20 protein-coding genes are annotated in these 21971 nt (G+C 73.9%); 13 read left to right on the top strand and 7 right to left on the bottom strand.

Going from position 1 to position 21971, the window contains the following annotated elements; genetic code table 11:
- Window positions 1-61: 61 nt before the first annotated feature.
- Together E0F75_RS07360 and E0F75_RS07355 are read right to left on the bottom strand one after the other, a co-directional pair.
- Window positions 62-1753, bottom strand: a complete 1692-nt coding sequence (locus E0F75_RS07360; protein ID WP_187621707.1) for a bifunctional 3'-5' exonuclease/DNA polymerase — start codon at window positions 1751-1753, stop codon at window positions 62-64.
- Window positions 1754-2287: 534 nt separating this feature from the next.
- Complete coding sequence (locus tag E0F75_RS07355; protein ID WP_187621706.1) at window positions 2288-3532, bottom strand: response regulator transcription factor family protein; 1245 nt, start codon at window positions 3530-3532, stop codon at window positions 2288-2290.
- A 141-nt stretch (window positions 3533-3673) separates the two neighbouring features.
- Between E0F75_RS07355 and E0F75_RS07350 the strand changes: the two genes are divergently transcribed.
- Window positions 3674-4615, top strand: a complete 942-nt coding sequence (locus E0F75_RS07350) for an NADP-dependent oxidoreductase (RefSeq protein ID WP_187621705.1) — start codon at window positions 3674-3676, stop codon at window positions 4613-4615.
- A gap of 182 nt (window positions 4616-4797) precedes the next feature.
- The gene (locus tag E0F75_RS07345) at window positions 4798-5388 is read left to right on the top strand and encodes a GNAT family N-acetyltransferase (protein WP_187621704.1); all 591 of its coding nucleotides are present in this window, start codon (window positions 4798-4800) and stop codon (window positions 5386-5388) included.
- 122 nt (window positions 5389-5510) lie between these two features.
- Here the strand turns inward: E0F75_RS07345 and E0F75_RS07340 are convergent, their stop codons facing one another.
- The 4 genes from E0F75_RS07340 to E0F75_RS07325 all read right to left on the bottom strand — a co-directional run bounded on the left by E0F75_RS07340 (window position 5511) and on the right by E0F75_RS07325 (window position 9982).
- Window positions 5511-5810, bottom strand: coding sequence for a hypothetical protein (locus tag E0F75_RS07340; RefSeq protein WP_187621703.1), 300 nt, complete (start codon window positions 5808-5810; stop codon window positions 5511-5513).
- 189 nt (window positions 5811-5999) lie between these two features.
- Window positions 6000-8114, bottom strand: coding sequence for an ABC transporter permease (locus E0F75_RS07335; protein ID WP_187621702.1), 2115 nt, complete (start codon window positions 8112-8114; stop codon window positions 6000-6002).
- On the bottom strand, window positions 8108-8989 hold the full coding sequence (locus tag E0F75_RS07330) for an ABC transporter ATP-binding protein (RefSeq protein WP_229312574.1): 882 nt from the start codon (window positions 8987-8989) through the stop codon (window positions 8108-8110). The genes E0F75_RS07335 and E0F75_RS07330 overlap by 7 nt, the downstream gene beginning before the upstream one ends.
- 174 nt (window positions 8990-9163) lie before the next feature.
- The gene (locus E0F75_RS07325) at window positions 9164-9982 is read right to left on the bottom strand and encodes an NAD(P)H-binding protein (protein ID WP_187621701.1); all 819 of its coding nucleotides are present in this window, start codon (window positions 9980-9982) and stop codon (window positions 9164-9166) included.
- A gap of 91 nt (window positions 9983-10073) precedes the next feature.
- On the opposite strand from E0F75_RS07325, the gene E0F75_RS07320 reads away from it, so the two are divergent.
- The 7 genes from E0F75_RS07320 to E0F75_RS07290 all read left to right on the top strand — a co-directional run bounded on the left by E0F75_RS07320 (window position 10074) and on the right by E0F75_RS07290 (window position 17221).
- Window positions 10074-10463: a helix-turn-helix domain-containing protein gene (locus E0F75_RS07320; protein WP_187621700.1), complete on the top strand. Its 390-nt coding sequence runs from the start codon at window positions 10074-10076 to the stop codon at window positions 10461-10463.
- A complete protein-coding gene (locus E0F75_RS07315) occupies window positions 10442-11626 on the top strand; it encodes a DUF2786 domain-containing protein (RefSeq protein WP_187621699.1) in 1185 nt (394 codons plus the stop codon). The genes E0F75_RS07320 and E0F75_RS07315 overlap by 22 nt, the downstream gene beginning before the upstream one ends.
- Window positions 11627-12153: 527 nt before the next feature.
- Window positions 12154-14223, top strand: coding sequence for an FUSC family protein (locus E0F75_RS07310; RefSeq protein ID WP_187621698.1), 2070 nt, complete (start codon window positions 12154-12156; stop codon window positions 14221-14223).
- A gap of 144 nt (window positions 14224-14367) precedes the next feature.
- Window positions 14368-14991 (top strand): hypothetical protein, encoded by a 624-nt coding sequence (locus E0F75_RS07305; RefSeq protein ID WP_187621697.1) that lies wholly within the window; start codon window positions 14368-14370, stop codon window positions 14989-14991.
- A 344-nt stretch (window positions 14992-15335) separates the two neighbouring features.
- A complete protein-coding gene (locus E0F75_RS07300) occupies window positions 15336-15902 on the top strand; it encodes a SigE family RNA polymerase sigma factor (RefSeq protein WP_187622140.1) in 567 nt (188 codons plus the stop codon).
- Between the two features lie 170 nt (window positions 15903-16072).
- Window positions 16073-16768: a hypothetical protein gene (locus E0F75_RS07295; RefSeq protein WP_187621696.1), complete on the top strand. Its 696-nt coding sequence runs from the start codon at window positions 16073-16075 to the stop codon at window positions 16766-16768.
- A 240-nt stretch (window positions 16769-17008) separates the two neighbouring features.
- Window positions 17009-17221: a DUF397 domain-containing protein gene (locus tag E0F75_RS07290; protein WP_173861569.1), complete on the top strand. Its 213-nt coding sequence runs from the start codon at window positions 17009-17011 to the stop codon at window positions 17219-17221.
- Between the two features lie 122 nt (window positions 17222-17343).
- On the opposite strand, the gene E0F75_RS07285 is transcribed toward E0F75_RS07290, so the two are convergent.
- Window positions 17344-17841 (bottom strand): ATP-binding protein, encoded by a 498-nt coding sequence (locus E0F75_RS07285; RefSeq protein ID WP_030324106.1) that lies wholly within the window; start codon window positions 17839-17841, stop codon window positions 17344-17346.
- A gap of 306 nt (window positions 17842-18147) precedes the next feature.
- Here E0F75_RS07285 and E0F75_RS07280 point away from each other — a divergent pair, with 306 nt between their 5' ends.
- The 4 genes from E0F75_RS07280 (at window position 18148) to E0F75_RS07265 (ending at window position 21915) form a co-directional block, all read left to right on the top strand.
- Entirely contained in the window at window positions 18148-19020 is an 873-nt protein-coding gene (locus E0F75_RS07280; protein WP_187621695.1) for a helix-turn-helix transcriptional regulator, read from the top strand.
- Window positions 19021-19121: 101 nt separating this feature from the next.
- Window positions 19122-20579 (top strand): aldehyde dehydrogenase family protein, encoded by a 1458-nt coding sequence (locus tag E0F75_RS07275; RefSeq protein ID WP_187621694.1) that lies wholly within the window; start codon window positions 19122-19124, stop codon window positions 20577-20579.
- Window positions 20580-20713: 134 nt separating this feature from the next.
- A complete protein-coding gene (locus E0F75_RS07270) occupies window positions 20714-21253 on the top strand; it encodes a DinB family protein (protein WP_187621693.1) in 540 nt (179 codons plus the stop codon).
- 47 nt (window positions 21254-21300) lie between these two features.
- A complete protein-coding gene (locus E0F75_RS07265) occupies window positions 21301-21915 on the top strand; it encodes a PadR family transcriptional regulator (protein WP_187621692.1) in 615 nt (204 codons plus the stop codon).
- Window positions 21916-21971: the final 56 nt, after the last annotated feature.

Here is a 21971-nt window from a genome sequence, read left to right as displayed (position 1 = left end):
GCCGGACACGTGAGGGCCCCGCACGCGCATGTGTGCGGGGCCATCCGTCTTTCCCCCATGGCTACTTCGCGTCCGCGTACCGCTCCACCGTGGCCACCGTGAACGGGAACCGCACCGGCGTTTCCCCGAACGCGATCCGGCCCGCCTCGTCCCCCGCCGCCCGGATCGCCACCGTGACCGCCTCCGCCTCCTCCGCGGGGCAGTGCACGATCACCTCGTCGTGCTGGAAGAACACCAGCTCCGCCCGCATCCCGGAGAGCGCGCGCCGCAGAGCCGCCAGCATCAGCAGCGCCCAGTCGGCAGCGCTGCCCTGCACCACGAAGTTACGGGTGAACCGGCCCCGCGCCCGCGCGTTCCCGGAGGCGTAGCCGGGGGTGAACTCCCCCTCCTCCGCAGCCGGTTCGCCGCCCTCCTGTGGCAGGCCCGCCTCCTCGTCCTCGCCCGAGCCCACCGCCCGCGGGCTGGTCCGGCCCAGCCAGGTCCGTACGAGCCGGCCCTCCTCGCCCGCCTTCGCCGCCTCGTCGACATAGGCCACCGCGCGCGGGAAGCGGCGCCGCAGCGCCGCCAGGTTCTTCAGGCCGTCGCCGCTGGTCTGCCCGTAGATCGCGCCCAGGAGCGCGATCTTCGCGTGGTCGCGGTCGCCGGAGAAGGCCCGGTCCGAGAGCCGGGTGTAGAGGTCGTCGGGGTGCCCCGCGACCTCCATCAGACCCGGGTCCCGGGAGATCGCGGCGAGCACGCGCGGCTCCATCTGGTCGGCGTCGGCCACGACGAGACGCCAGCCCTCGTCCGCGACCACCGCGCGCCGGATCACCTTCGGGATCTGCAGGGCCCCGCCGCCGTTGGTCGTCCAGCGTCCGCTGACCGTGCCCCCGGGCAGGTACTCCGGCCGGAAACGGCCGTCCCGCACCCAGTCCTGGAGCCACGACCAGCCGTGCGCCGTCCAGATCCGGTACAGCTTCTTGTACGCGATCAGCGGCTTCACCGCCGGGTGGTCGAGCTCCTCCAGCTCCCAGCGGCGGGTCGATTTCAGCCGCACCCCGGCCTGCGCGAAGGCCTTCACCACATCGGCGGGCAGATCCGGCCGGACCCGGCGACCGAAGGCCGCCGACACCTCGTCCGCGAGCTCCGCGAGGCGGCGGGGCTCGCCCCCGCCCGGGTACCGCTCGCCGAGCAGCTCGTGCAGCAGGTCCCGGTGCACGTCCGCCCGCCAGGGCAGGCCCGCCCGGTGCATCTCGGCGGCCACCAGCATCCCCGCCGACTCGGCGGCCGTGAGCAGCCGCATCCTGCCCGGGTGCTCCGCCCGGTCGTGGCGGCGCAGCTGCTCCGCGTAGACCGCGAGGAACCCGTCGAAGGGGACGGAGACGACGGGGCGCGGCTCGAAGAGCGAGTCCTGCGAACCGGGCTCGGCGCCGCGCTGCGGGGGATCTGGCGGCACCGGCGCGTTCCGCAGGCGCGCCCACGCCGCCGCCGCGGAGCGGGGCTCGCCGAGCCGCCCCTCGTGGCCCAGGAGCAGCTGCTCGGCGTCCTCCACGTCGTAGCACCGCTCGACCCGTACGCCGCCGGCCAGCAGGCGGGGGTACACCTCGGCCGTCGACCGCCACACCCAGCGGGCGACCTCGGGCCTGGCCCGTACGGCCGCGACCAGGTCCGGCTCGCGCCGCACGTCTCCGGCGGGCAGGCCGTCGGGGCCGAGGGGGACGAGCAGCGCGCCGTCTCCCTCGGCTTCGGCTGCGAGTGCCCACCGCTCGGTCATGGGTGCGAGTCTGACACCCGCCACTGACACCGCCCCGGAACCGGCGCGCCGCCCTCCCCAGGACCTCGGCCTCCACCACGGCATTCGCCCCGCCCTCCGCGTCGCGGGCGCGCGCCGCCCCGCCCCCACCCCGTTGTGGGCATTCGTTCCGCTGGGGCGGAACGGGTGGGCACAACGGAACGGCGCCCTTTGCCGGGCCCAGGCTCCCTGCACCTACGGCGCCCACGAGGCCGGGGTCCTGTCCAGGGCGCCCACCTGGTGGACCGGGCCCAGGGGCGGCTGAGCGCCGTGGTCGGGTTGTGCCCACCCGTTCCGCCCTTGCGGAACAGTTGCCCACAACCGAGGGAGCGGGGGCGGGGGCACGCGCCCGCGTGGAGGCGGCGGGTCGGCGGGGCATCGTGCCGCACGCGCCTGCGTGGAGGCGACAACGGGTAGGCGCGCCCCGCGCCGCACGGCCACCTGCGCCGCACGCGCCTGCGTGGAGGCGGTGGGTCGGCGCGGCACCGCGCCGCACGGCCACCCCCGCCGCAGGCCCTACGCCGCCGCGTGGAACAGGGCCGCCGCCTCGCCCCGGGAGTCGACGCCCAGCTTGTTCAGGATGTTGGCGACATGGAACTTCACCGTCGACTCGCTGATGTGCAGCTCCTCCGCGATGCGCCGGTTGCGGTGACCGAGGGCCAGGTGGCGCAGGACCTCCACCTCCCGCTCGCCGAGGCCGGTCAGCGGGTGCGCCGCCTCGACCGGCGCGGCCGGCGCCGCCAGCGGGATCACCGCCGTGATCGTCGTGCCCCAGCCCGGCACCGCGTCCATGTCGAGCCGGCCGCCGAGCACGTCGAGCCGGTCCTTGATCGTGCCCGCGCCCAGGTCGCAGGGGGCCAGCGCGCCCGCCCCGTCGTCCCGTACCGAGACCCGCAGCTCGTGTTCGGTCAGCTGCCAGCCGACGTGGATGCGGCGCACCGAGTCCTGTTCGAGCACGATCAGGAGCAGCGACCGGACGATCGCCCGCGCGCTGTGCGCCACGTCCGCCGCGAGCGAGCGGTCCGAGTCGGGCGCGCCCAGGTCGAGCCTGACCTGGCTGTGCCGCAGCATCGGCCGGAGTTCGGCGGCGAGCCGCTCGAAGGCGTCCTGGGCCGGTTCCTCCGCGAGCGCCCGGTCCCGCCGCTGCGCCGCCCGCATCTCGATCAGCGCCGACGCGGCCAGGTCGGTCGCCGTCGCCCGGGCCGTCGTGTCGTCCAGGGCCCGGCTGCGCAGCACCCCGAGGACCCCGGAGAGGGCCGCGGAGTGCGTGGCGGTCAGCTCGGCGATCACCCGCGCCCGGGTGTCGGCCGCCGCCCGCGACCGGGCCAGGGCCCCCGGCAGGGCCTCCGTCGCGAAGCGGTCGAAGTGGCCGGCCACCAGGTCCCACAGGGCCTGTGCCACGGCGAGTTCGGCCTCGCCCGCCGGGACGGCGCCGTCCTCCCGTACGAGCACGAGCACCGCCCCGCGCCGGGTCGCGTGGCTGGTGACGGCGACGACCTCGCGCTCCCGGCCGCCGATCGTCGCCACGCCCTGCCAGGGGCTCCCGGGCACGCCGGCCGTGAGCAGCGGGGCCAGTTCGGAGGCGGTGAGCAGCTCCGTACCGCCGAGGGCCTTGAAGGGGGAGTGGGCGCAGTGCGTGGAGAGTTCGGCCGCGTCCACGTGCGGGACGAGCGGGGCGAGGGCGGCGGAGACCTTGGGGAGGATCTCCCCGAGGGGCTGCCGGATGATCTCGTACGCGGTGCTCAGCGTGTGCGCGTCCATGCGAGGGAGCGTACGCGGGGAGGGGTGGGGAGCGGCCGGTCTTTCGGCCAGGTCGGACTGGCCGTTGGGAGGGCGGGGCGGGGGTGGCCGTGGCAGCAGGCTGGGACCCGTCGAAGTGAACGGGCGGCTGTGGAGGCTGAGATGGAAGCGATCGTGTACGAGGAGTTCGGCGGTCCCGAGGTGCTGCGTCACGCGGCGGGTGTCGCCGTACCGGAGCCCGGTCCCGGCGAGGTCCGCGTCAAGGTGGCGGCCGTCGGGGTCAACCCGGTGGACTGGAAGCGCCGTTACGGCTGGGTCGAGGAGTTCTACCCGACGACCTTCCCCGCCGTCCCCGGCCTGGAGTTCGCCGGCACCGTCGACGGGCTCGGCGAGGGCGTCACCGGCCTGACGGTCGGCGACGAGGTCCTCGGCTGGACGAAGACCGGCGCCTACGCCGAGTACGCGATCGCCGGCATCGTCGCGCCGAAGCCGGCCGGGCTGTCCTGGGAGGCCGCCGCGAGCCTTCCGGTGGCCGGCGAGACGGCGCAGCGGGTCCTCGACCTGCTCGGCGTACGGGCGGGCGAGACGCTCTTCCTGCACGGTGCGGCGGGGGTCGTCGGCTCGGTGGGCGTCCAGCTCGCCGTGGCCGCCGGGGTCACCGTGATCGGCAGCGCGTCCGAGTCCAACCACGCCTACCTGCGTGAACTCGGCGCGATCCCGGTGGCGTACGGGGAGGGCCTGGCCGACCGGGTGCGGGCCGCCGCCCCGGACGGCGTCGACGCGGTCTTCGACGCGGCCGGGCACGGGGTGCTGCCGGTCGCGATCGAGCTCCTCGGCGGGGGCGAGCCCGGCGGGGAGGAGGCCGCGAAGGAGCGGATCGTGACGATCGCGGACGTGGAGGCGGAGAAGTACGGGATCGTGTTCTCCGGCGTCCTGGGTGACCCCGACGCCGTACGGGCCGGACTCATCGCCCACGCGCGCGGGGCGGCGGCCGGGACCCTCGCGGTCCGGCTCGCCGACACGCTCCCCCTGAAGGAGGCGGCGCGCGCCCAGGAGCTGAGCGAATCGGGGCACGTGCGCGGGAAGTTGATCCTGCTCCCGTAGCCCGTAGCCCGTAGCCCGTAGCCCGTAGCCCGTAGCTCCCGTAGCCCCGTAGCCCCGCAGCTCCGCTGACTCCCGTAACTCTGCTGACTCCCGTGACTCCCGTGACTCCTGGCGCGCGGGTGCGGGAGAGTGAGCCGATCCCTCCGCCGTGAGTGGCGGTCCCGGCCCGGAAGGCGACGAAGATGTACGCGATACCCCTGGGAGGCGACGGCGCGGAGCTGCGCCCGCTCGAACCGTGGCAGGCGGAGGAGTTCCTGGCGCACATGGACCGGGGACGCGAGTTCATCGGCGCGCGCAACGGCCTTCCCGACGTCGTCACCGACCTGGCGTCCAGCCGGGCCTTCCTCCGGCTCTATGCGGAGAAGGTGGCCGCCGACTCGGGCCGCATCCACGGCATCTGGTCCGACGGCACCCTCGTCGGCGCGGTGATCCTCCGGCAGCTGGACACGGAGAACGGCAGGGCCGAGGCGGGCTGCTGGCTGGAGCCGGCGGGCGTCGGCAAGGGCCTGGTGACCCGGGCGGCCCGGACGCTCATCGACTGGGCGATCGAGGTGCGCGGGATCCACCGGGTGGAGTGGGTGGTGTCCTCCGACAACGAGCCGAGCATCGCGGTGGCCCGCCGCCTCGGCATGAGCAAGGACGCCGTCCTGAGGGGCAGTTACCCCTACCGGGGCCGGCGCCACGACGAGGAGGTCTGGTCGGTGCTCGCCCCGGAGTGGAGGGCGGCGAAGTCCGCGTCCGCGGGGGCGGGGGCAGAGGAGAGCGGGGCCTGAGTCGGGCCCGGGTCGGGGGCCGGGGCGGCACGGGGGTGCGCCCCGGTCCGCCCCGGTCGGTCCCGGTCCCGTCCCGGTCCGCCCCGGTCCCGTCCAGGTCTGTCCAGGGCCTGCCCTCCGGATCATCCGGAGGAGGGCTTGGCGCGGCAGGGGGGCTCCTCCGGGGCCGGATGAGGGACGAAGACGCTCAGTCGGTACGTCGTCGGGTGCGTCGATCGTCCGCAGAGCATGTCCAGCCGGACCGCGTCCGGGTCGAGGCCGGGCTCCTCGGTCCGTAGCCTCCGGATTTCCGCCTGCCACTCCGACTCGTCGTTCGTCGCGTAGCGGAGCTCCCAGCGCCCGGCGTCCGGGCCGAAACGGTCCGCCTCTCGCGAGAGGTCCGCGAGCTCCCGCTGTCTCCTCCGCTTCCGCTGCCCCGGCACAGGAGCGATGATCGCCGTCCCCCGGAGCGCGCCGCAAGGCGCTTCGCACGGGTGGACGGGCGCTGGACGGGCGTGGACGTGCGAGCGCGGGCATGGACGGGCGGAGGTGGACGGGGCCGGACGTGCGTGGACGGGGCGGTGACCCGGCTCCGACCCCGGTCACCGCCCCGTCCGTCCCACCATCGCCGCTCAGCGCGTCAGGCGCCACGCGGGGAGGGCCGACGCGGTGATCGCGACCGCCGCGCACACGCCCGCCGCCGCGCCGACCGTGGTCCACGGGAGGGCCAGGGCCACCGGGGCCGAGAGGGCGGCGAGGCCCGCTCCCAGGGCGCCGAGGACCAGCGCGGTCACCGCGAGGCCGAGCAGGGTGCCGATCGCCACGGCGAGGGTCGCCTCGCCCGTCACCACCCGCAGGATCTGGGACCGGGTGGCCCCGGCGAGCCGGAGGGAGGCCAGTTCTCCGCCGCGTACGGAGGTCGCCATGAGCAGGGTGTTGGCGAGGCCGATCACCGTGTAGACGAGGGCGATGCCGAGGACCAGGACCATGCCGAGCCGGGCCTGCGGGCTGCCGCTCGGCGCGTGCTCGGCGTCGGCCCACGCGTCGGCCGTCCTGACGGTGCCGCCGCTCGTCTCCAGGGCCCGCACCGTGGCCGTACCGCCACCGCGTGCGTCGATCCGGTCGGGGACGGAGCCGGGGGCGTTCGCCCGGGTGACGTACGGGCCGTTGTCGCCGGTCCCGAGGGCGAGGACGGCCGCGACCCGGAGCCGTACCGGACCGGTCCCGTCCGCCCGCCAGACCTCGACGGTCTCGCCCACCCGGCGCCGCTCGAACTCCTCGTTGACGACGATCGACCGGTCGTCGAGGTCCCGAGGATCGCCGGCCACCACGGGCAGCCGGGCGAGCTCGGCGAAGGCCGTCGGATCGGTGACCGCCCGCGCCCCGTACTTCACGACGGCCGCGTCCCCGTCCCGTACGAAGACCGAGGTCGGCCCCGTGGGGGAGACGACGGCCCCGGCGGGCGCCGTCACCGGCCGCAGGGCCGGGCCTGTCACGACGTACTCCGCGACCGTCTGCTCGCGCCCCTCGGCGCCCTTCGCGCGCGTGACGCTCGTCGCCGAGCCGAAGAGTGTCCCGGCGAGCGCCACGGTCACGAGGACGGGGGCGGCGACGGCGGCCGTACGGCGGACCGAGGCGGCGCTGTTCTCCCGTACCAGCGTCCCCACGGCCCCCCGCAGCCTCAGGAGCCGGGCCACCGGCCGGACCAGGAGCGGAGAGAGCAGGGCGATGCCGGTGATCAGCAGCATCGGGAGGGTCGTGTACGTCTTCCGCTTGAGCAGCGCGGACGGGTCCGTGGCGTACGTCCAGACGAGGAGCCCCAGGCCGGCCAGGAGCAGTCCCGTACCGAGCAGGGCCCGGCCGAGAGGCAGGGCGTCGGCGTCGACGTCCGCCTCGCGGAGCGCGGCCGTCGGACCGACCTTCCCGGCCCGCCGGGACGCGGCGACCGCCCCGGCCAGGGCGACCGTCACACCCGTCCAGAACGCGGCGTGGAAGGGCCAGGCCGGGCCGCCGACCGTGAACCACGCGGGCGCGAGGCCGCCGTCGACGAGGGTCCGGGCGAGCAGCGGCGCGCCGGCCGCGCCGAGCGCGCACCCGGCGGCGGAGGCCAGGACGCCGAGGGCCGCGGCCTCGGCGAGGAGGAGCCGGCGGATCTGTCCGGGGGTGGCTCCGGCGGTCCTGAGCAGCCCGAACTCGCGGCGGCGCAGGGCGACGGCGAAGGCGAAGGTGGAGGCGACGACGAAGACGGAGACGAAGGCGGTGACGCCGCCGGAGGTGCCGAGGAGGGCGTTGACGCCGACGAGCGCCTCGGCGTCACGGTCGTGGTCGGGGTCGGCGCGCCGCCGTTCGTCGCCGGTGAGGACCTGGGCACGATCGCCGACGAGGGCGCGGACCTCGGCGGCGGGGGCGTCGACGCCGACGGCGTCGGGGCCGCCGGAGGGGGTGACGGTCCAGCGGGCCTTCAGCTCGCGGAGCAATTTGTTGTCCACAGGCTGTGGACGGTCGAGCCGCTGCGCCACGGACACGGTCTCGGGTCCGCGCCGTACGTCCAGTGTCAGCCGGTCCTGACCCTGCACCACGACGGGCGAGGAGGCGAACCGCTGCGGAGAACGCTCGGGCGCGTGAAGGGTCACGGACAGCCCGAGGCCCATGGTGGCGAGCAGTCCCACGCCGAGCGCGAGGGCGACGAACCCGCCGAGGAAGGAGGCCCAGCGGGCCCGGAGTCCGGAGAGGACGACGGTCAGCACGAGGCGCTCCCGGTGGGGGAGGCGGTGGTGCGGGCCGGACCCGGCTCCGCGACCGGCGCGACGGTCTCCCGCGCGGTCATCCGCGGTGCCACCGTCTCCAGCGCGGTCATCCGCGCCGCGACCGCCTCCACCGTCGGGGCCGGAAGCTCGCCCGCCACCCGCCCGTCGACCAGGAAGACCACCCGGTCCGCGCGGGCCGCCGCCACCGGGTCGTGGGTGACCATGACGATCGTCTGACCGTCCCGGTCGACCAGCTCCCGCAGCATGTCGAGCACCTCGCGGCTCGTCGTCGAGTCGAGCGCGCCGGTCGGCTCGTCGCCGAAGAGAACGGCCGGGCGCGTGATCAACGCCCGCGCGATCGCCACCCGTTGCTGCTGTCCACCCGACAACTCGCCCGGCCTGCGCCGTTCCCGCCCCGCGAGCCCGACGCGGGCCAGCGCGTCCCGGACCTCGGTACGGGACGGGCGGCGGCCGGCGAGCCGGAGGGGCAGGGCGACGTTCTGCGCGGCCGTGAGGGCGGGCAGCAGGTTGAAGGACTGGAAGACGAAACCGATCCGGTCCCGCCGCAGCAGGGTCAGCCGCCGCTCGCTCAGCCCTTCGAGGGCGACCCCGCCGACCTCCACCTGCCCGGAGGTCGGCCGGTCGAGCCCGGCCGCGCACTGGAGCAGCGTGGACTTGCCGGAGCCCGAGGGGCCCATGACGGCGGTGAAGGTCCCGGCGCGGAAGTCGAGGTCGACGCCGTCGAGGGCGCGGACGTCCCGGTGGTGACGGGTGAGCCGGCGGAGCCGTACGGCGGCGGTGGAAGCCGTGGTGGAGGTCGTGGTGGAAGCCGTGGTGGAGGTGGCCGCGGGGGTGTGCGAGAGCGTCGGGGTCATGACTCAAGCGAACCGTTCTCGCGGCCGCCGATCACGACCACTGGCGGGCGTTCAGGGGGTATGCCTGGCCCTACCTCCGAGCCGGGGGCCGGCCCTGCCGTACGCATGCCGGTCCGGCGTCCGAGCCGCGTCTAGCCCTCCCGTGCGCATGCAGGTCCCGCGTCCGAGCCGCGTCTAGCCCTGCCGTACGGCCTTCACGAACACGTCGAGCGCGTCGAGCGGTTCGCGGCCGCCCAGCAGCGTGCGCAGGTCGCTCTCCACCCCCGTACCGTCCATGAAGCCGTGGGCGATCGCCGAGTACGTGCTCGCCAGCATCGGCACCTGGAACGGCACCGCCCCGGACGCGGCGATCGCAGCGCGGGCGTCGGCGAGCGTGCCGGGGGCGTACGTGGCGCCGAGGGCCTCCGCGAGGTCGGCGCCGCCGAGGGCGCGCTCGCCGACGAGCTCGTACACCCGGTTCCGGTGGGCGGCCGGGTCCGTCGCGACCGAGACGGCGATGTCGGCGAGGTCCGCGCGGGCGACGGCGGCGAGGCGGCCCTCGCCCAGCGGGCCCGTGATCCGGTTCTCGGCGTCGGGCGTGGCGATCCAGGTCAGGAACTCGGCGTAGAGGCCGTTGCGGAGGATCGTCCAGTCGAGGCCGGCGGAGCTCCGCAGCCGCCGCTCGGTCCAGCGGTGGGCGAGCGCGTACGTGAGGTGGTCGCCGTCGCCGGAGAGGCTGGTGTAGACGACGTGGCGGACGCCCGCCGCCTCCGCGGCCGATATCGCGGCCTCGTGCCGGGCCACGACCGTGTCGTCCTCCCCGTAACCGGCGGAGACGAGCAGCAGCGTCTCCACCCCGGCGAAGGCCTCCGGCAGTGTCTCGGGCGCGTCGAAGTCGAGGCGACGGGTGCCGGGCAGCCCCGCGCGCGTACCGAGGACGACGTCCTCGCGACCGGCGAGCCGTTCGGCGACGAGCGAGCCGAGAGCGCCGGAGACACCGGTGACGAGCAGCATGTTTCCCCCTGGGGCCCTGGGGCCGCGGTGACGATGTGATGGCTGAGACCATCGTGGGGGGACGGAGAAGATCGCGGAAGGAGGCACATCGATGTCCGAGGGGCACACGGAGGTAACCACCGAACCCTTGGTGAGCTGCGCGGAGGAGTGCGGAGTACGGGACGTCCAGGACCGGCTCGGCGACAAGTGGACCGTGCACGTGGTCGTCGAACTCGCGGCGGGACCGCGACGGTTCAGGGAACTCCAGCGGCTCGTCACCGGGATCTCGCAGCGGATGCTGACCCTGACGCTGCGCCGCCTCGAACGCGACGGGCTCGTCTCGCGGACGGTGTACCCGACGACGCCGCCGCAGGTCGAGTACGCGCTGACGGAGACGGGGCACAGCATGACCCACCTGATCAAGCAGCTCATCGACTGGTCGCTCGACCACCGCTCGGTGATCGCCCGGTCGCGCGAGGCATGGGACACGAGGACGGCGTGAGCACCAGCGACACCGGCAGCACCAGCGGCACCGGCAGTACCGGCAGCACGGTCGACAGGGCCTTCGAGGCGCTGTACGCGCGTGACGACGGGTCCCTCGACACGGCGGCGTCGCTGCTGGCCGCCGACCGGGGCGCCGACACGGAACTGAGCCGGCGCGGCGAGGAGTTCGTGCGGACCCTGTGGGGGCGGGGCTGGCAGCCCGCGGACCTCGTACGCATCGCGCGCCGCGACCTCTCCGACGCGCACCTCCGGGTCCTGACCGGCCTGGTCCTGACCGAGACGGCCCGCTACGAGGCGCTGCCGCACCGCTGGCGTGGCCAGCTCGACGAGCTGGACGCGTCGCCCGGCCGGCCGACGGACCGCTTCTCGTACGCGACGACGGTCCTGGAGCTGTACCGGCTCCTGGTGCGGCTGCCGAGGCTCGACGCGGTCGGCCCGGTGCCGGGGGAGGCGCTGCCGCCGGCGACGGCCGGGGAGCCGCGGATGCTGACCCGGATCCGGGCGCTGCTCGCGAAGGCGGAGGCGACGGGGTATCCGGAGGAGGCGGAGGCGCTCACGGCCAAGGCGCAGGAGCTGATGGCGCGGCACAGCCTGGACGAGGCGACGCTCGCGGCGGGGGCGCCGTCGCCGGAGACGCCGGGAGCGATCCGGATCGGGGTGGAGCCGCCGTACGAACAGGCGAAGGCGATCCTGCTCGACGCGGTCGCGACGGCGAACCACTGCCGGGCGGTGTGGAACGAGACGTACGGCTTCTCGACGGTGGTCGGCTTCGAGGCGGATCTCGACCCGGTGGAGCTGCTGTACACATCGCTGCTCGTGCAGGGGACGGCGGCGATGACGCGGGCGGAGGCGGAGCAGCGGGCGGGTGGCCGCAAGCGCACGAAGTCGTTCCGGCAGTCGTTCCTGCTGGCGTACGCGAACCGGCTCGGCGCGCGTCTCGCGGCGACGTCCCGCCGCGTGGCGTCCGAGGCCCCGACCCTCCTCCCGGCCCTCGCCTCCCGGGACCTGGCGGTCACCACCCGCACGGACGAACTCTTCCCGGAAACCCGCGCCACGCGCGTGCGTGCGGCCTGGGACGAGGAGGGCTGGACGCACGGTGCCTCGGCGGCGGACCGGGCGGGCCTCGGGGCGGGGCGCCGGGGGGTCGAGGGCCGGGGCTGAGCGGACGGTGCCGCGCGGCCCGACTGCGCCGCCGGGGCCGCGCGCGGCTGCGCCGACGGGGCCGCGGGGCGGGGCTGCGGGGCCGCGGCTGCGGGGCGAGTGGCCCTGGGCCGCGCCGCACCGGCCGGGCCGCGCGCTGGTGCGCGGCCCGGGGTGGCGCCGCGCCCCACCCACCTCACTCGGCTCGCGTCGGTGGGGCAGCCTGGGGTTGGCCTGGGGTTGGCCACACCCCCACTCGGCGCGCGAGGGTGCGCGTGGCCCGGAGTCGCGCCGCGCCCCACCCACCCCACTCGGGGCGCACCGACGCGCACCGGTGCGGGCGGCCTGGAGTCGCGCCGCTCCGGCTCGGCGCGCGCCGGTGCGGGCGGCCCGGGACGGCGCCGCACGCCCACCTACCCCGCTCGGCATGCGCCGGTGCGCGTGGCCCGGGGTCGGCCGGACCCCCCACCCGCCCCCGGCAGGGTTTCGGGAAGGGGCGGGGTGGGGGAAAAGTCCTGTTCTGGGGTGATCGCGGATACGCTCGGGGCATGAGCTGGCTCCGGGCGTTGAAGGAGACCGCCCGCTCCGGGCTCACCGTCGAGCGGCGGCGGCTCGACCCCGTCATCGCCGCCCGCGCCGCCCTCGGCCTCGCCCTTGTCGTGGGCTTCTCGCTCGCCGTCTTCGGCCCCGCCGTCGCCGCCTCCTCCGCCTTCGGCGCCTTCCAGGCGGCCATCGCCACCTTCCAGCGTTCCTGGCGCCCCCGCCCCACCCTCGCCCTCGCGTCCGGCGCCAGCCTCGCCGTCTCGACCTTCCTCGGCTATCTCACGGTCTCCCACGAGGCGCTCTTCCTCGCCCTGCTGCTCCTCTGGACGTTCCTCTCGGGGCTCGCCTGGGCCGCCGGCCCCACCGCCGGCATCATCGCGTCCTCCAACGTGGCGATCATGCTGGTGACCGTCACCCTCCCCACCTCCATCGCCACCGCCGCCGGCCACGCCGCCATGATCTTCGCGGGCGGTGTCGTCCAGGCCGGCCTGGTCGTCCTGCTCCCGGTCCGCCCCTGGGGCGCCCAGCGCGACGCCCTCGCGGACGCGCTCGCCGCGGAGGCGGACTACGCCCGCCGCCTGCGCCACGACCCGGTCGCACCGTTCGACCCCCTGCCCCTCATGACCGCCCGCAGCGCGGCCGCCGTGACACCCGGCCAGGCCCGCCGCCGCCCGGCGGAGCTCCACGGCGCCCGCGGCCTCGCCGAGCGCATCCGCCCGGTCCTCGCCTCCCTCGCCGACCCGGCCGTCGGCGTCCCGGAGGAAGGCCCCGCACGCGCGCGCGTGCGGGAGATGCTCGGGGCGGCGGGCTCCGTTCTGGACGCCGCCGCGCACGCGATCCGGCACGGCGAACCGGTCGCCCTCCCCGCTCCCGCCGTCGCCGCCCTCCACGCCCCCGAGACGCTCTCGCTCCTGCACGGCCCGCCGCGCCGCGCCGCCATCCGTCTCGTGGCGCTGCTCGGCGACGTCGTCGAGACGGCCGAGCCGAGGACGGAGACCTCGGGCCACGGCGCCACGCCCCGAGAGCGCCCCACCCTCGTCCGCCTCACCCCGATCGTCGTCGCGAAGGCGCGTGCCGAGCTGCGCCGGGACTCGCCGATCCTGCGTCACGCGGTCCGCGTCTCGGCGGTCACGGCCGCCGGCTACCTGCTGGGCACGGTGCTCCCGCTCGGCCACGGCTACTGGGCGCCGATGGCCTCGGTGATGGTGATGCGTCCGGACTTCTCGCAGACGTACGCGCGCTCGGTGGCCCGCTTCGGCGGCACCCTCGTCGGAGTGGCCCTCGCGACGGCGGTCGTCCAGTGGGCCCACCCGGGCGTGTATCTGTCGGCGGGCCTTGCCGTGGTGTGCGCCTTCGCGAATTACCTGCTGATGCGCACGGGGTACGCGGCCGGCCAGGTCTTCGTCGCCGCGTACGTCGTGTTCCTGCTCGGCATGGAGGGCGCGGGGGTCACCCAGACCGTGCGGGACCGGGTGACGCTGACCCTGGTCGGCGGGCTGCTCGCGATGCTCGGGTACGCCGTCTACCCGGCCTGGGAGACGCCCCGGCTGCGCGGCCGGCTCGCGGACTGGCTCGCGTCGGTCGGCCGGTACGCGGCGGTCGTCACCGCGCGGTACGCCGATCCGCGTGGGCCCGGCAGCCCCGACGTACGGGAGGCGCTTCTGGACACCCGCGCGGCCCGCGTCGCCTGGCAGGAGGCCGTGGAGCGGGCGACGCACGAGCCCGTGCGGCACCGGGGCCTCTCGCACGCGGCGGCCGAACAGGCCGACCACGCGCTCGCGGAGTTCGGTCGGGTGGCGATGCTCATGGAGGCGCACCTGCCGGAACCCGGCGCCCCGCCCGTGGCGGCCGCCGCGACCCTCGCGGAGTCGCTGCGGCGCGCGACGGAACGGGGCGCCAAGCACGTTCGGGAGCGCAAGGTGCCGCAGTGGGACGAGCTGCGCGAGACGGTCGACGCCTGGTCCGACGACCCACCGGACCACTTCCTGCTGCACAAGGGCGCGGTCCTCCTCCTGGAGGCCCTGGACGAGGTCACGACGGCCCTGACGGACTCCACGCGGGCGCGTGCGGGGTAGGCGCCGTCACTGCTCGGCAGGGACGCCGTCCCGTACGAATTTCGCGAGCGTGTCATCCGGCACGGGGCCGGGCGGAGTTGGTAGGGGGAGAGGGGCGCGGACGCACGCGGTCCTCCACCGACATCCCATCCCAGGAGCACCCGCATGAAGAAGTACTGGCTGGCGGCGGCCGGCGTCGTGGCCGCCGTGGCGATCGCGGCACCGTCGGCCGTAGGAGCGCCCACCGAGACCTCCACCACCTCAACGACCTCCACCTCCATCGCGACCGGAACCGCAGTCCGGGCCGAGCCCGCGAAGGTCACCCCGGCCAAGGCCGCCGTGCCCGCCCCGAAGCCGGTCCGAACCGTCCGCCCCGGCCAGCGCGTGGACGTCGGCGGGGGCTTCACCGTGTGGCTGACCCGCGACGGCAAGCACTGGGCGGGCCCGGACGGTTACGAGAACTTCCGCAGCGTCGTCGACGGCAACATCGACCGCTCCGAGCCCGGTGTGAGCCACCAGAGCGAGGGCGACGCGACGGGCGTCTTCCACTCCGGCCTCTACTACGGGACCCGCAAGGCGGGCCGCGTCGAACTGAGCGACGACGAGGGCCACAAGACCGTCGCCACCCTCATCGCCCTGCCCGGCCGCCCCGACTGGGGTGTCTGGTACGCCCACACCGTGCCCACGGACGGGAACGGCGGCAGCAGCCTCGGCGTCACTCTCTACGACCGCGCGGGCAAGCTCCTGGTCGAGCTCCCGGGCTTCGACTTCCCGGCCGGCCGCGGCTGACCGTGGCAGAAACGTGGCGGGGCCCGGCACGGGGCGGGCCCCGCCGCCTCACCCACTCTGCTCCAGGGCTCCATCGACCCACCGTCCACCGACCGATCGCGAGGTCCGACACCGTGCCGCACGAGTCCGTCACCGAGGTCGCCGAGGTCGCCGAGCTCCCCCAGGTCGCCGAGGTCAAGGCGGGCGCCGGGGCCACCGTGTCGACCAGGACCACCAGGGCCACCGTGTCGACCAGGACCACCAGGGCTGCCGGGACGACCAGGACCGCCGGGACCGACGGGACGACCAGGACCACCGGGGCCACCGGGACGACCAGGACCGCCGACACCACCGGGATGACTGGGATGACCGGGGTGACCGCGACCAGAACGACCGCGGCCTCCGAGGACGACGGCTTCACCGAGTTCGCCGTCGCCGCCTGGCCGCGTCTGGTGCGTACGGCCCAGCTCCTGACCGGGGACTTCCACGAGGCCGAGGACCTGGTGCAGACGACGCTCACCAAGGTGTACGCGCGGTGGCGGCGGGTTCCGCGCGGGGAGATCGACCTCTATGTGCGCCGGGCGCTGATCAACAACAACCTCAGCCGGGTCCGCCGGAAGCGGGTCGTCCATCTCCTGACGCCGGTCCTGCCGGAGTCGCTGCGTCACACCTCCGCGGGTCATGCGGAGGCGGTAGAGCAACGCACCGCGCTCCTGGCCGCGTTAGCGGATCTGACCGTCCGCCAGCGCGCGGTCATGGTGCTCCGCTACTGGGAGGATCTGACCGAGCTGGAGATCGCGAGCGTGCTCAACTGCTCGATCGGCACGGTCAAGACCCACGCCCGGCGCGGTCTGGCCGCGCTGCGTGCCCACCCGGGGCTCGTCACCGTCCCCGCCGCGCCTCTCCCCGCCCCCACCGGAGCCCGACGATGACCCCCGCAAGCCCGACGACACCCCCCGATCCCCGGCCCGATCCAGATCCCCGGCCCGATCTCGATCCCCAACCCGACCCGCAACCCGATCCCGATCCCCGCCCTCGGCCGCACCGCGGTTCCGGGCCCCGTCCCGAATCCGAGCCCCGTCCCGAATCCGACCTGCGCGCGGTGTTCGCACGGGCCGCCTCCGACGTCACCCCGGGTCCGCTCCCGCTGGAGGCCGTCCGGCGTGCGGGCCGGGCGCGCCGGCGGCGCCGTACGACCGCGCTGTCGGCCCTCTCGGTGCTCGCGGTCGCGACGTCCGTGGTGGCCGTCGTCGTCGTCCTGACTCCCGTACGCCCGTCCCCTTCGGCCCCGGGACCGGCCCCCGTCGCCGTCCCGCCGACCGTCGTACCGACCTCGGCGCCGCCCGTCCGCACGAGCGAGGCGCCGCCGGACCCGACCCCGATCAGGGTCGTGGCATCCGGCGAGCGGGTGAACGCCGGGAAGGGCTGGAAGGTCTGGCTGACGGCGGAGGGCAAGCACTGGGTCGGGCCGGACGGCATGGAGAACGCCCGCAGCGTCACCGACGGCAACATCGACGTGATGGCGCCGGGCGTGAGCCATCAGAGCGAGGGGAACCCGAAGGGTGCCTTCCACTCGGGGCTCTACTACGGGACCCGCTCGGCGGGCCGTGTCGAGCTGAAGAACGCCGAGGGCCGCAAGGTCGTCGCCACTCTGCTCGAACTGCCGGGCAGGCCGGGCTGGGGCGTCTGGTACGCGCACACCGGGCCGGGGATGGGCGAGGTCGGCACGGCGCTGTACGACCGGGCGGGCGAACTTCTCTCCGAGCTGCCTCTGATCCCCAGGAGCGAGCCCTCCTGAGCGGGGGCGGCGCCTTCCTGGCCGTCCGGTCGAAGATCGGGACCCGTAGGGTGAGGGGTGGACGCGGCGCCGTACTCGCTGGTAGCACGCTCTGTCGCGTAGCCGCTACGCCACCCCCCGTGCACGTGCATCTGCTCATGCATTGGCATATGAACACAGCTATGATCCGAGGAAGTTGACACCTGCACCAAGCAACTCGGGGAGCTACCAGTGCATCATGCGCATCGCGCGTACAACGGCATGGCGGCCACGGAGCTGCGGGGCGTCGTGTGGCAGAAGAGCAGGCACAGCAACTCCCAGGGATCCTGCGTGGAGTTCGCCAAACTGCCGGGGGGAAACGTTGCCGTACGGAACTCGCGTCACCCCGAAGGCCCCGCCCTCGTCTACACGCCCGCGGAGATAGAGGCGCTCCTCCTCGGCGTCAAGGACGGCGAGTTCGACCATCTGGTGTGAGCGCGAGCGGGTGCGTGCACCGCGGGCCGCTGACCACGGGCCACGGACATGTCGAAGAAGGGCCCCGGCCGACACGGCCGGGGCCCTTCCTTCGTCATCCGTACGTACGGTGTGCGGCGCGGCTACTCCGGACCGATCCGGAACAGCGCCCACACCACCTTGCCCCGCAGCGTGCCGGCGAGCGGATGCCACCCCCAGCTGTCGCTGAACGAGTCCACCAGGAACAGTCCGCGTCCCGACTCGGCGGCGAAGTCCTCCTCGCCGCCGCGTGCCTCCGGGCTCTCCCGGCTGGGGTCGCGCACAGCGCACACCAGGCGCGAGGACCAGCGCATCAAATGCAGGCGAACCGGTGGGTTCTGGCCTTCTTCCTGGGGCGCGTCGGCGGGCACCGCATGGCGCAGCGCGTTGGTGACGAGCTCGGAGACGACCAGGGCCACGTCGTCGAAGCGCTCGGTCAGCTCCCAGCGGTCGAGCGTCGCGCTGGTGAACTTCCGGGCCCCGCGCACGGCTTCGTACCGCGCGGGCAGCGCGCACGAGGCGGAGGTGGAGACGGCGCCGGGATCGATCGGCGGAAGGCCCTGCCGTAACGGCTCGAGCACGGTCGATCCATTCGTCCCCATGCGAGGCACTCCCGGGAATCGCGACTGTGGTGCGACAACACGACAACACGAACGAGTACGCGGCTGCGCGGGGTCCATGGTTCCGAATGCGACCACTGGATGCAAGGGCAGATGCACGTGCACGCGCCGGACCTGTCCGTCCCCGTGCCTAATCTGTGCATAAGTCGTCCGCCGCAGGAGGGGAACTTTCCGCGACTGCCCGGAACTCGCCGTCCTTCCGTAATCGAATGTGTACGCGCTGAAGCGTTTGGTGGCAGAATCCGGGGCTCGACGGGGGCTCGACACCGTAAGGGGAGGCTGGGAGCCGTGACCGCAGGCGAATCGGGCGGAGCGAGCGGGAGTGTGGTGCGGCGCATCCTGCTGGGCTCACAGCTGAGGCGGTTGCGCGAGTCGCGCGGGATCACCCGCGAGGCGGCCGGCTACTCGATCCGCGCGTCCGAATCCAAGATCAGCCGTATGGAGTTGGGACGGGTGAGCTTCAAGGCCAGGGACGTCGAGGATCTGCTCACGCTGTACGGGGTCGGGGACGAGGCCGAGCGCGGCTCACTCCTCGGGCTCGCCCGCGAGGCCAACGTCGCCGGCTGGTGGCACAGCTTCGGCGACGTCCTGCCGGGCTGGTTCCAGACGTACATCGGCCTGGAGGGCGCCGCCTCCCTCATCCGCGTCTACGAAGTGCAGTTCGTCCACGGACTGTTGCAGACCGAGGCGTACGCCCAGGCCGTCGTCACCCGGGGCATGCCCGGCGCCCCCGCCGCCGAGATCGACCGCCGCGTCGCGCTCCGCCTCGAACGGCAGAAGGTCCTCGTCTCCGAGCGCGCCCCGCAGTTCCACGCCGTCCTCGACGAGGCCGCGCTGCGCCGCCCCTACGGCGACCGGTCCGTCATGCGGGGCCAGTTGAGGCATCTGATCGAGATCTCCGAGCACCCGGGCGTCACGCTCCAGATCATGCCCTTCAGCTTCGGCGGGCACGCCGGCGAGAGCGGCGCCTTCACGATGCTGAGCTTCCCCGAGTCCGACCTCTCCGACATCGTCTACCTGGAACAACTCACCAGCGCCCTCTACCTCGACAAGCGCGAGGAGGTCGCCCAGTACCAGCGCGTGATGGAGCGACTGCAGAAGGAAGGACCGGATCCGGCCGAAAGCCGGGACCTTCTTCGAGGACTCCTCCAACTCACCTGACACATCAGTACGATGACGTGACATCAGTTCCGACGTTTCGGCGTTTCGACGTCACTTCTGTCATCCGTGCGGAAGTAGAGCGGGTAGAGGGGTCTCGATCCATGTCGCACTTCACCGACCTGGCCCACCAGTACATCGACGGCGAGTGGAAGCCCGGCAGCGGCTCGTGGGACATCATCGACTTCAACCCGTACACGGGGGAGAAGCTCGCGTCGATCACGGTCGCCACCGCCGGTGAGGTCGACCGCGCGTACCGCGCCGCGGAGCGCGCCCAGGCCGAGTGGGCCGAGACCAACCCGTACACCCGCCGGCTCGTCTTCGAGCGTGCGCTGCGGATCGTCGAGGACCGCGAGGAGGAGATCGCCGAGACGATCGTCGCCGAGCTCGGCGGCACCCGTCTCAAGGCGGCCTTCGAGCTGCACCTCGCCAAGGAGTTCCTGCGCGAGGCGGTGCAGCTGGCGCTGCGCCCCGAGGGGCGCATCCTGCCGTCCCCGGTCGACGGCAAGGAGAACCGCGTCTACCGCGTCCCGGTCGGCGTCGTCGGTGTCATCTCCCCCTTCAACTTCCCCTTCCTCCTGTCGATCAAGTCGGTCGCGCCCGCGCTGGCCCTCGGCAACGCCGTCGTCCTCAAGCCGCACCAGAACACCCCGATCTGCGGTGGCACCCTCGTCGCCAAGGTCCTGGAGGAGGCCGGTCTGCCGGCCGGTCTGCTGAACGTCGTCGTCACCGACATCGCCGAGATCGGCGACGCGCTCCTGACCCACCCCGTGCCGAAGGTCATCTCCTTCACCGGCTCCGACAAGGTCGGCCGCCACGTCGCCACGGTCTGCGCACAGAACTTCAAGCACGCCATCCTCGAACTCGGCGGCAACAGCGCCCTGATCGTGCTCGACGACGCCGACGTGGACTACGCGGTCGACGCGGCCGTCTTCAGCCGCTTCGTACACCAGGGCCAGGTCTGCATGGCCGCCAACCGGATCCTGGTGGACCGGACGGTGGAGGAGGAGTTCACCGAGAAGTTCGTGGCGAAGGTGAAGACCCTGCGCGTCGGCGACCCCGCCGACCCCGCCACCCACATCGGTCCGCTCATCAACTCCCAGCAGGCGGAGGCCGTCTCCTCGCTCGTCGACCAGACGGTCGAGGCCGGGGCCACGGCGCTCCTGCACGGCACGGTCGACGGCAACCTCGTCTCCCCGTCCGTCCTCACCGGCTTCGCCCCGGACGCCCCGATCCTGGGGCAGGAGATCTTCGGCCCGGTCGCCCTGATCGTCCCGTTCGACGGCGAGGAGGAGGCCGTACGGATCGCCAACGACACCCCGTACGGACTCAGCGGCGCCGTCCACACGGGGAACATCGAGCGGGGTGTACGGGTCGCCAAGCGCATCCACACCGGCATGATCCACATCAATGACGGCACCGTGCACGACGAGCCGATCGTGCCCTTCGGCGGTGAGAAGCACTCGGGCGTCGGGCGGCTGAACGGCGAGGCGATGGTCGAGAGCTTCACCACCCAGAAGTGGATCTCGATCCAGCACGGCCGGAGCCGTTTCCCCTTCTGAATCCCCTTCCGGGTCTGCTGATTTCCCCTTGCGGACAGTACCTGTCCGCAAGGGTCCGTAACGTGATGGGTGTCGGGAAGGGGCGCAAAGCCTCCCCGGCACCCATCTGCGTAGGCATACGGAAGGCGGACATCATGGTGGCTCTGGTTCCCACGGAGGCTCACGGCGACGAGCGCGGCGCCCTCCTCAACTTCGTCGAGGCCCAGCGCGCCGCGATCCGCCGCTCGGTCCTCGGTCTCACCGAGGAGCAGGCGGCGAGTCGCCCCAGCGCCAGCGAGCTCAGCCTCTCCGGGCTGCTCAAGCACGTCGCCGAGGTCGAGCTGAACTGGCTCCGGCTTGCCCAGCAACAGCCGAACGAGCGGCAGCGCTCCCAGGAGACCTGGGGCGAGGGCTTCCGGCTCGTGGACGAGGAGACGATCCCCGAGATCGTGGAGTTCTGGGCGGGCGTGGCGAAGGAGACCGAGGAGTACATCCGCTCGGTGCCGAGCCTGGACGACACCTTCCCGCTGCCCAAGGCGCCCTGGTTCCCCGAGGACGGGCGGGTCTCGGTCCGCTGGATGCTGCTCCACCTGGTGCAGGAGGCCGGCCGGCACGCCGGGCACGCGGACGTCATCCGCGAGTCCCTGGACGGCAAGGGCTCCTTCGACCTGATCGCGGCGGAGCAGGGGCGGTGACCCCACGCGCGCGTACCCTGGTCAAGATTGACTAGGAGGTACGCGGGATGTCGGCGATCCGTCTTCTCGTCCTGGGCGCGGTGAAGCAGCACGGCCGCGCCCACGGCTATCAGGTCCGCAACGACCTGGAGTTCTGGGGCGCGCACGAGTGGTCCCACGCCAAGCCCGGCTCGATCTATCACGCGCTGAAGCAGATGGCGAAGCAGGGGCTGCTGCACGCGCACGAGGTGGCACCGAGCGCGGTGGGCGGGCCGCCGCGCGTCGAGTACGAGCTGACGGAGCGCGGCCTCGAGGAGTACTACGCCCTGCTGCGTGAGGCGCTGACCACGTACGACCAGAAGATGGACGTCCTGTCGGCGGGCATCGGCTTCATCGTGGACCTGCCCCGGGCGGAGGCCGCGGAGCTGCTGCGGCAGCGGGTGCGGGCGCTCGACGAGTGGCGGTCCGCGGTCACGAAGTACTACACGCCGGAAGGCGGGCCCGGTCAGCTCGGGCACATCGGCGAGATCATGCACATGTGGGTCCACTCGGCGGACGCCGGCAAGGAGTGGACGCTCGGCCTGATCGAGCGGATCGAGGCCGGGGCGTATGTGTTCGCGGGTGAGGGCGAGCCCTTCGTGGGCGTGCTCGCGGAGGGTGAGGAGAACCCCTTTGCGACCTGATCGGGCACTGCTGAAGCGAACACACTAATCAAGTTTGACTAAGCCTTCGGAAGGGC

This window comes from Streptomyces sp. CB02980 (assembly GCF_014451325.2).
Lineage (GTDB): Bacteria > Actinomycetota > Actinomycetes > Streptomycetales > Streptomycetaceae > Streptomyces.
This window is presented reverse-complemented; position numbering and strand designations above follow the sequence as displayed.

Excerpts from the sequence above, each read along its gene's own strand:
- E0F75_RS07360 (WP_187621707.1), bottom strand. The coding sequence starts at position 1,753 with ATGACCGAGCGGTGGGCACTCGCAGCCGAAGCCGAGGGAGACGGCGCG.
- E0F75_RS07355 (WP_187621706.1), bottom strand. The coding sequence starts at position 3,532 with ATGGACGCGCACACGCTGAGCACCGCGTACGAGATCATCCGGCAGCCC.
- E0F75_RS07350 (WP_187621705.1), top strand. The coding sequence starts at position 3,674 with ATGGAAGCGATCGTGTACGAGGAGTTCGGCGGTCCCGAGGTGCTGCGT.
- E0F75_RS07345 (WP_187621704.1), top strand. The coding sequence starts at position 4,798 with ATGTACGCGATACCCCTGGGAGGCGACGGCGCGGAGCTGCGCCCGCTC.
- E0F75_RS07330 (WP_229312574.1), bottom strand. The coding sequence starts at position 8,989 with ATGACCCCGACGCTCTCGCACACCCCCGCGGCCACCTCCACCACGGCT.
- E0F75_RS07325 (WP_187621701.1), bottom strand. The coding sequence starts at position 9,982 with ATGCTGCTCGTCACCGGTGTCTCCGGCGCTCTCGGCTCGCTCGTCGCC.
- E0F75_RS07320 (WP_187621700.1), top strand. The coding sequence starts at position 10,074 with ATGTCCGAGGGGCACACGGAGGTAACCACCGAACCCTTGGTGAGCTGC.
- E0F75_RS07315 (WP_187621699.1), top strand. The coding sequence starts at position 10,442 with ATGGGACACGAGGACGGCGTGAGCACCAGCGACACCGGCAGCACCAGC.
- E0F75_RS07310 (WP_187621698.1), top strand. The coding sequence starts at position 12,154 with ATGAGCTGGCTCCGGGCGTTGAAGGAGACCGCCCGCTCCGGGCTCACC.
- E0F75_RS07305 (WP_187621697.1), top strand. The coding sequence starts at position 14,368 with ATGAAGAAGTACTGGCTGGCGGCGGCCGGCGTCGTGGCCGCCGTGGCG.
- E0F75_RS07300 (WP_187622140.1), top strand. The coding sequence starts at position 15,336 with ATGACCGGGGTGACCGCGACCAGAACGACCGCGGCCTCCGAGGACGAC.
- E0F75_RS07290 (WP_173861569.1), top strand. The coding sequence starts at position 17,009 with ATGGCGGCCACGGAGCTGCGGGGCGTCGTGTGGCAGAAGAGCAGGCAC.
- E0F75_RS07285 (WP_030324106.1), bottom strand. The coding sequence starts at position 17,841 with ATGGGGACGAATGGATCGACCGTGCTCGAGCCGTTACGGCAGGGCCTT.
- E0F75_RS07275 (WP_187621694.1), top strand. The coding sequence starts at position 19,122 with ATGTCGCACTTCACCGACCTGGCCCACCAGTACATCGACGGCGAGTGG.
- E0F75_RS07270 (WP_187621693.1), top strand. The coding sequence starts at position 20,714 with ATGGTGGCTCTGGTTCCCACGGAGGCTCACGGCGACGAGCGCGGCGCC.
- E0F75_RS07265 (WP_187621692.1), top strand. The coding sequence starts at position 21,301 with ATGTCGGCGATCCGTCTTCTCGTCCTGGGCGCGGTGAAGCAGCACGGC.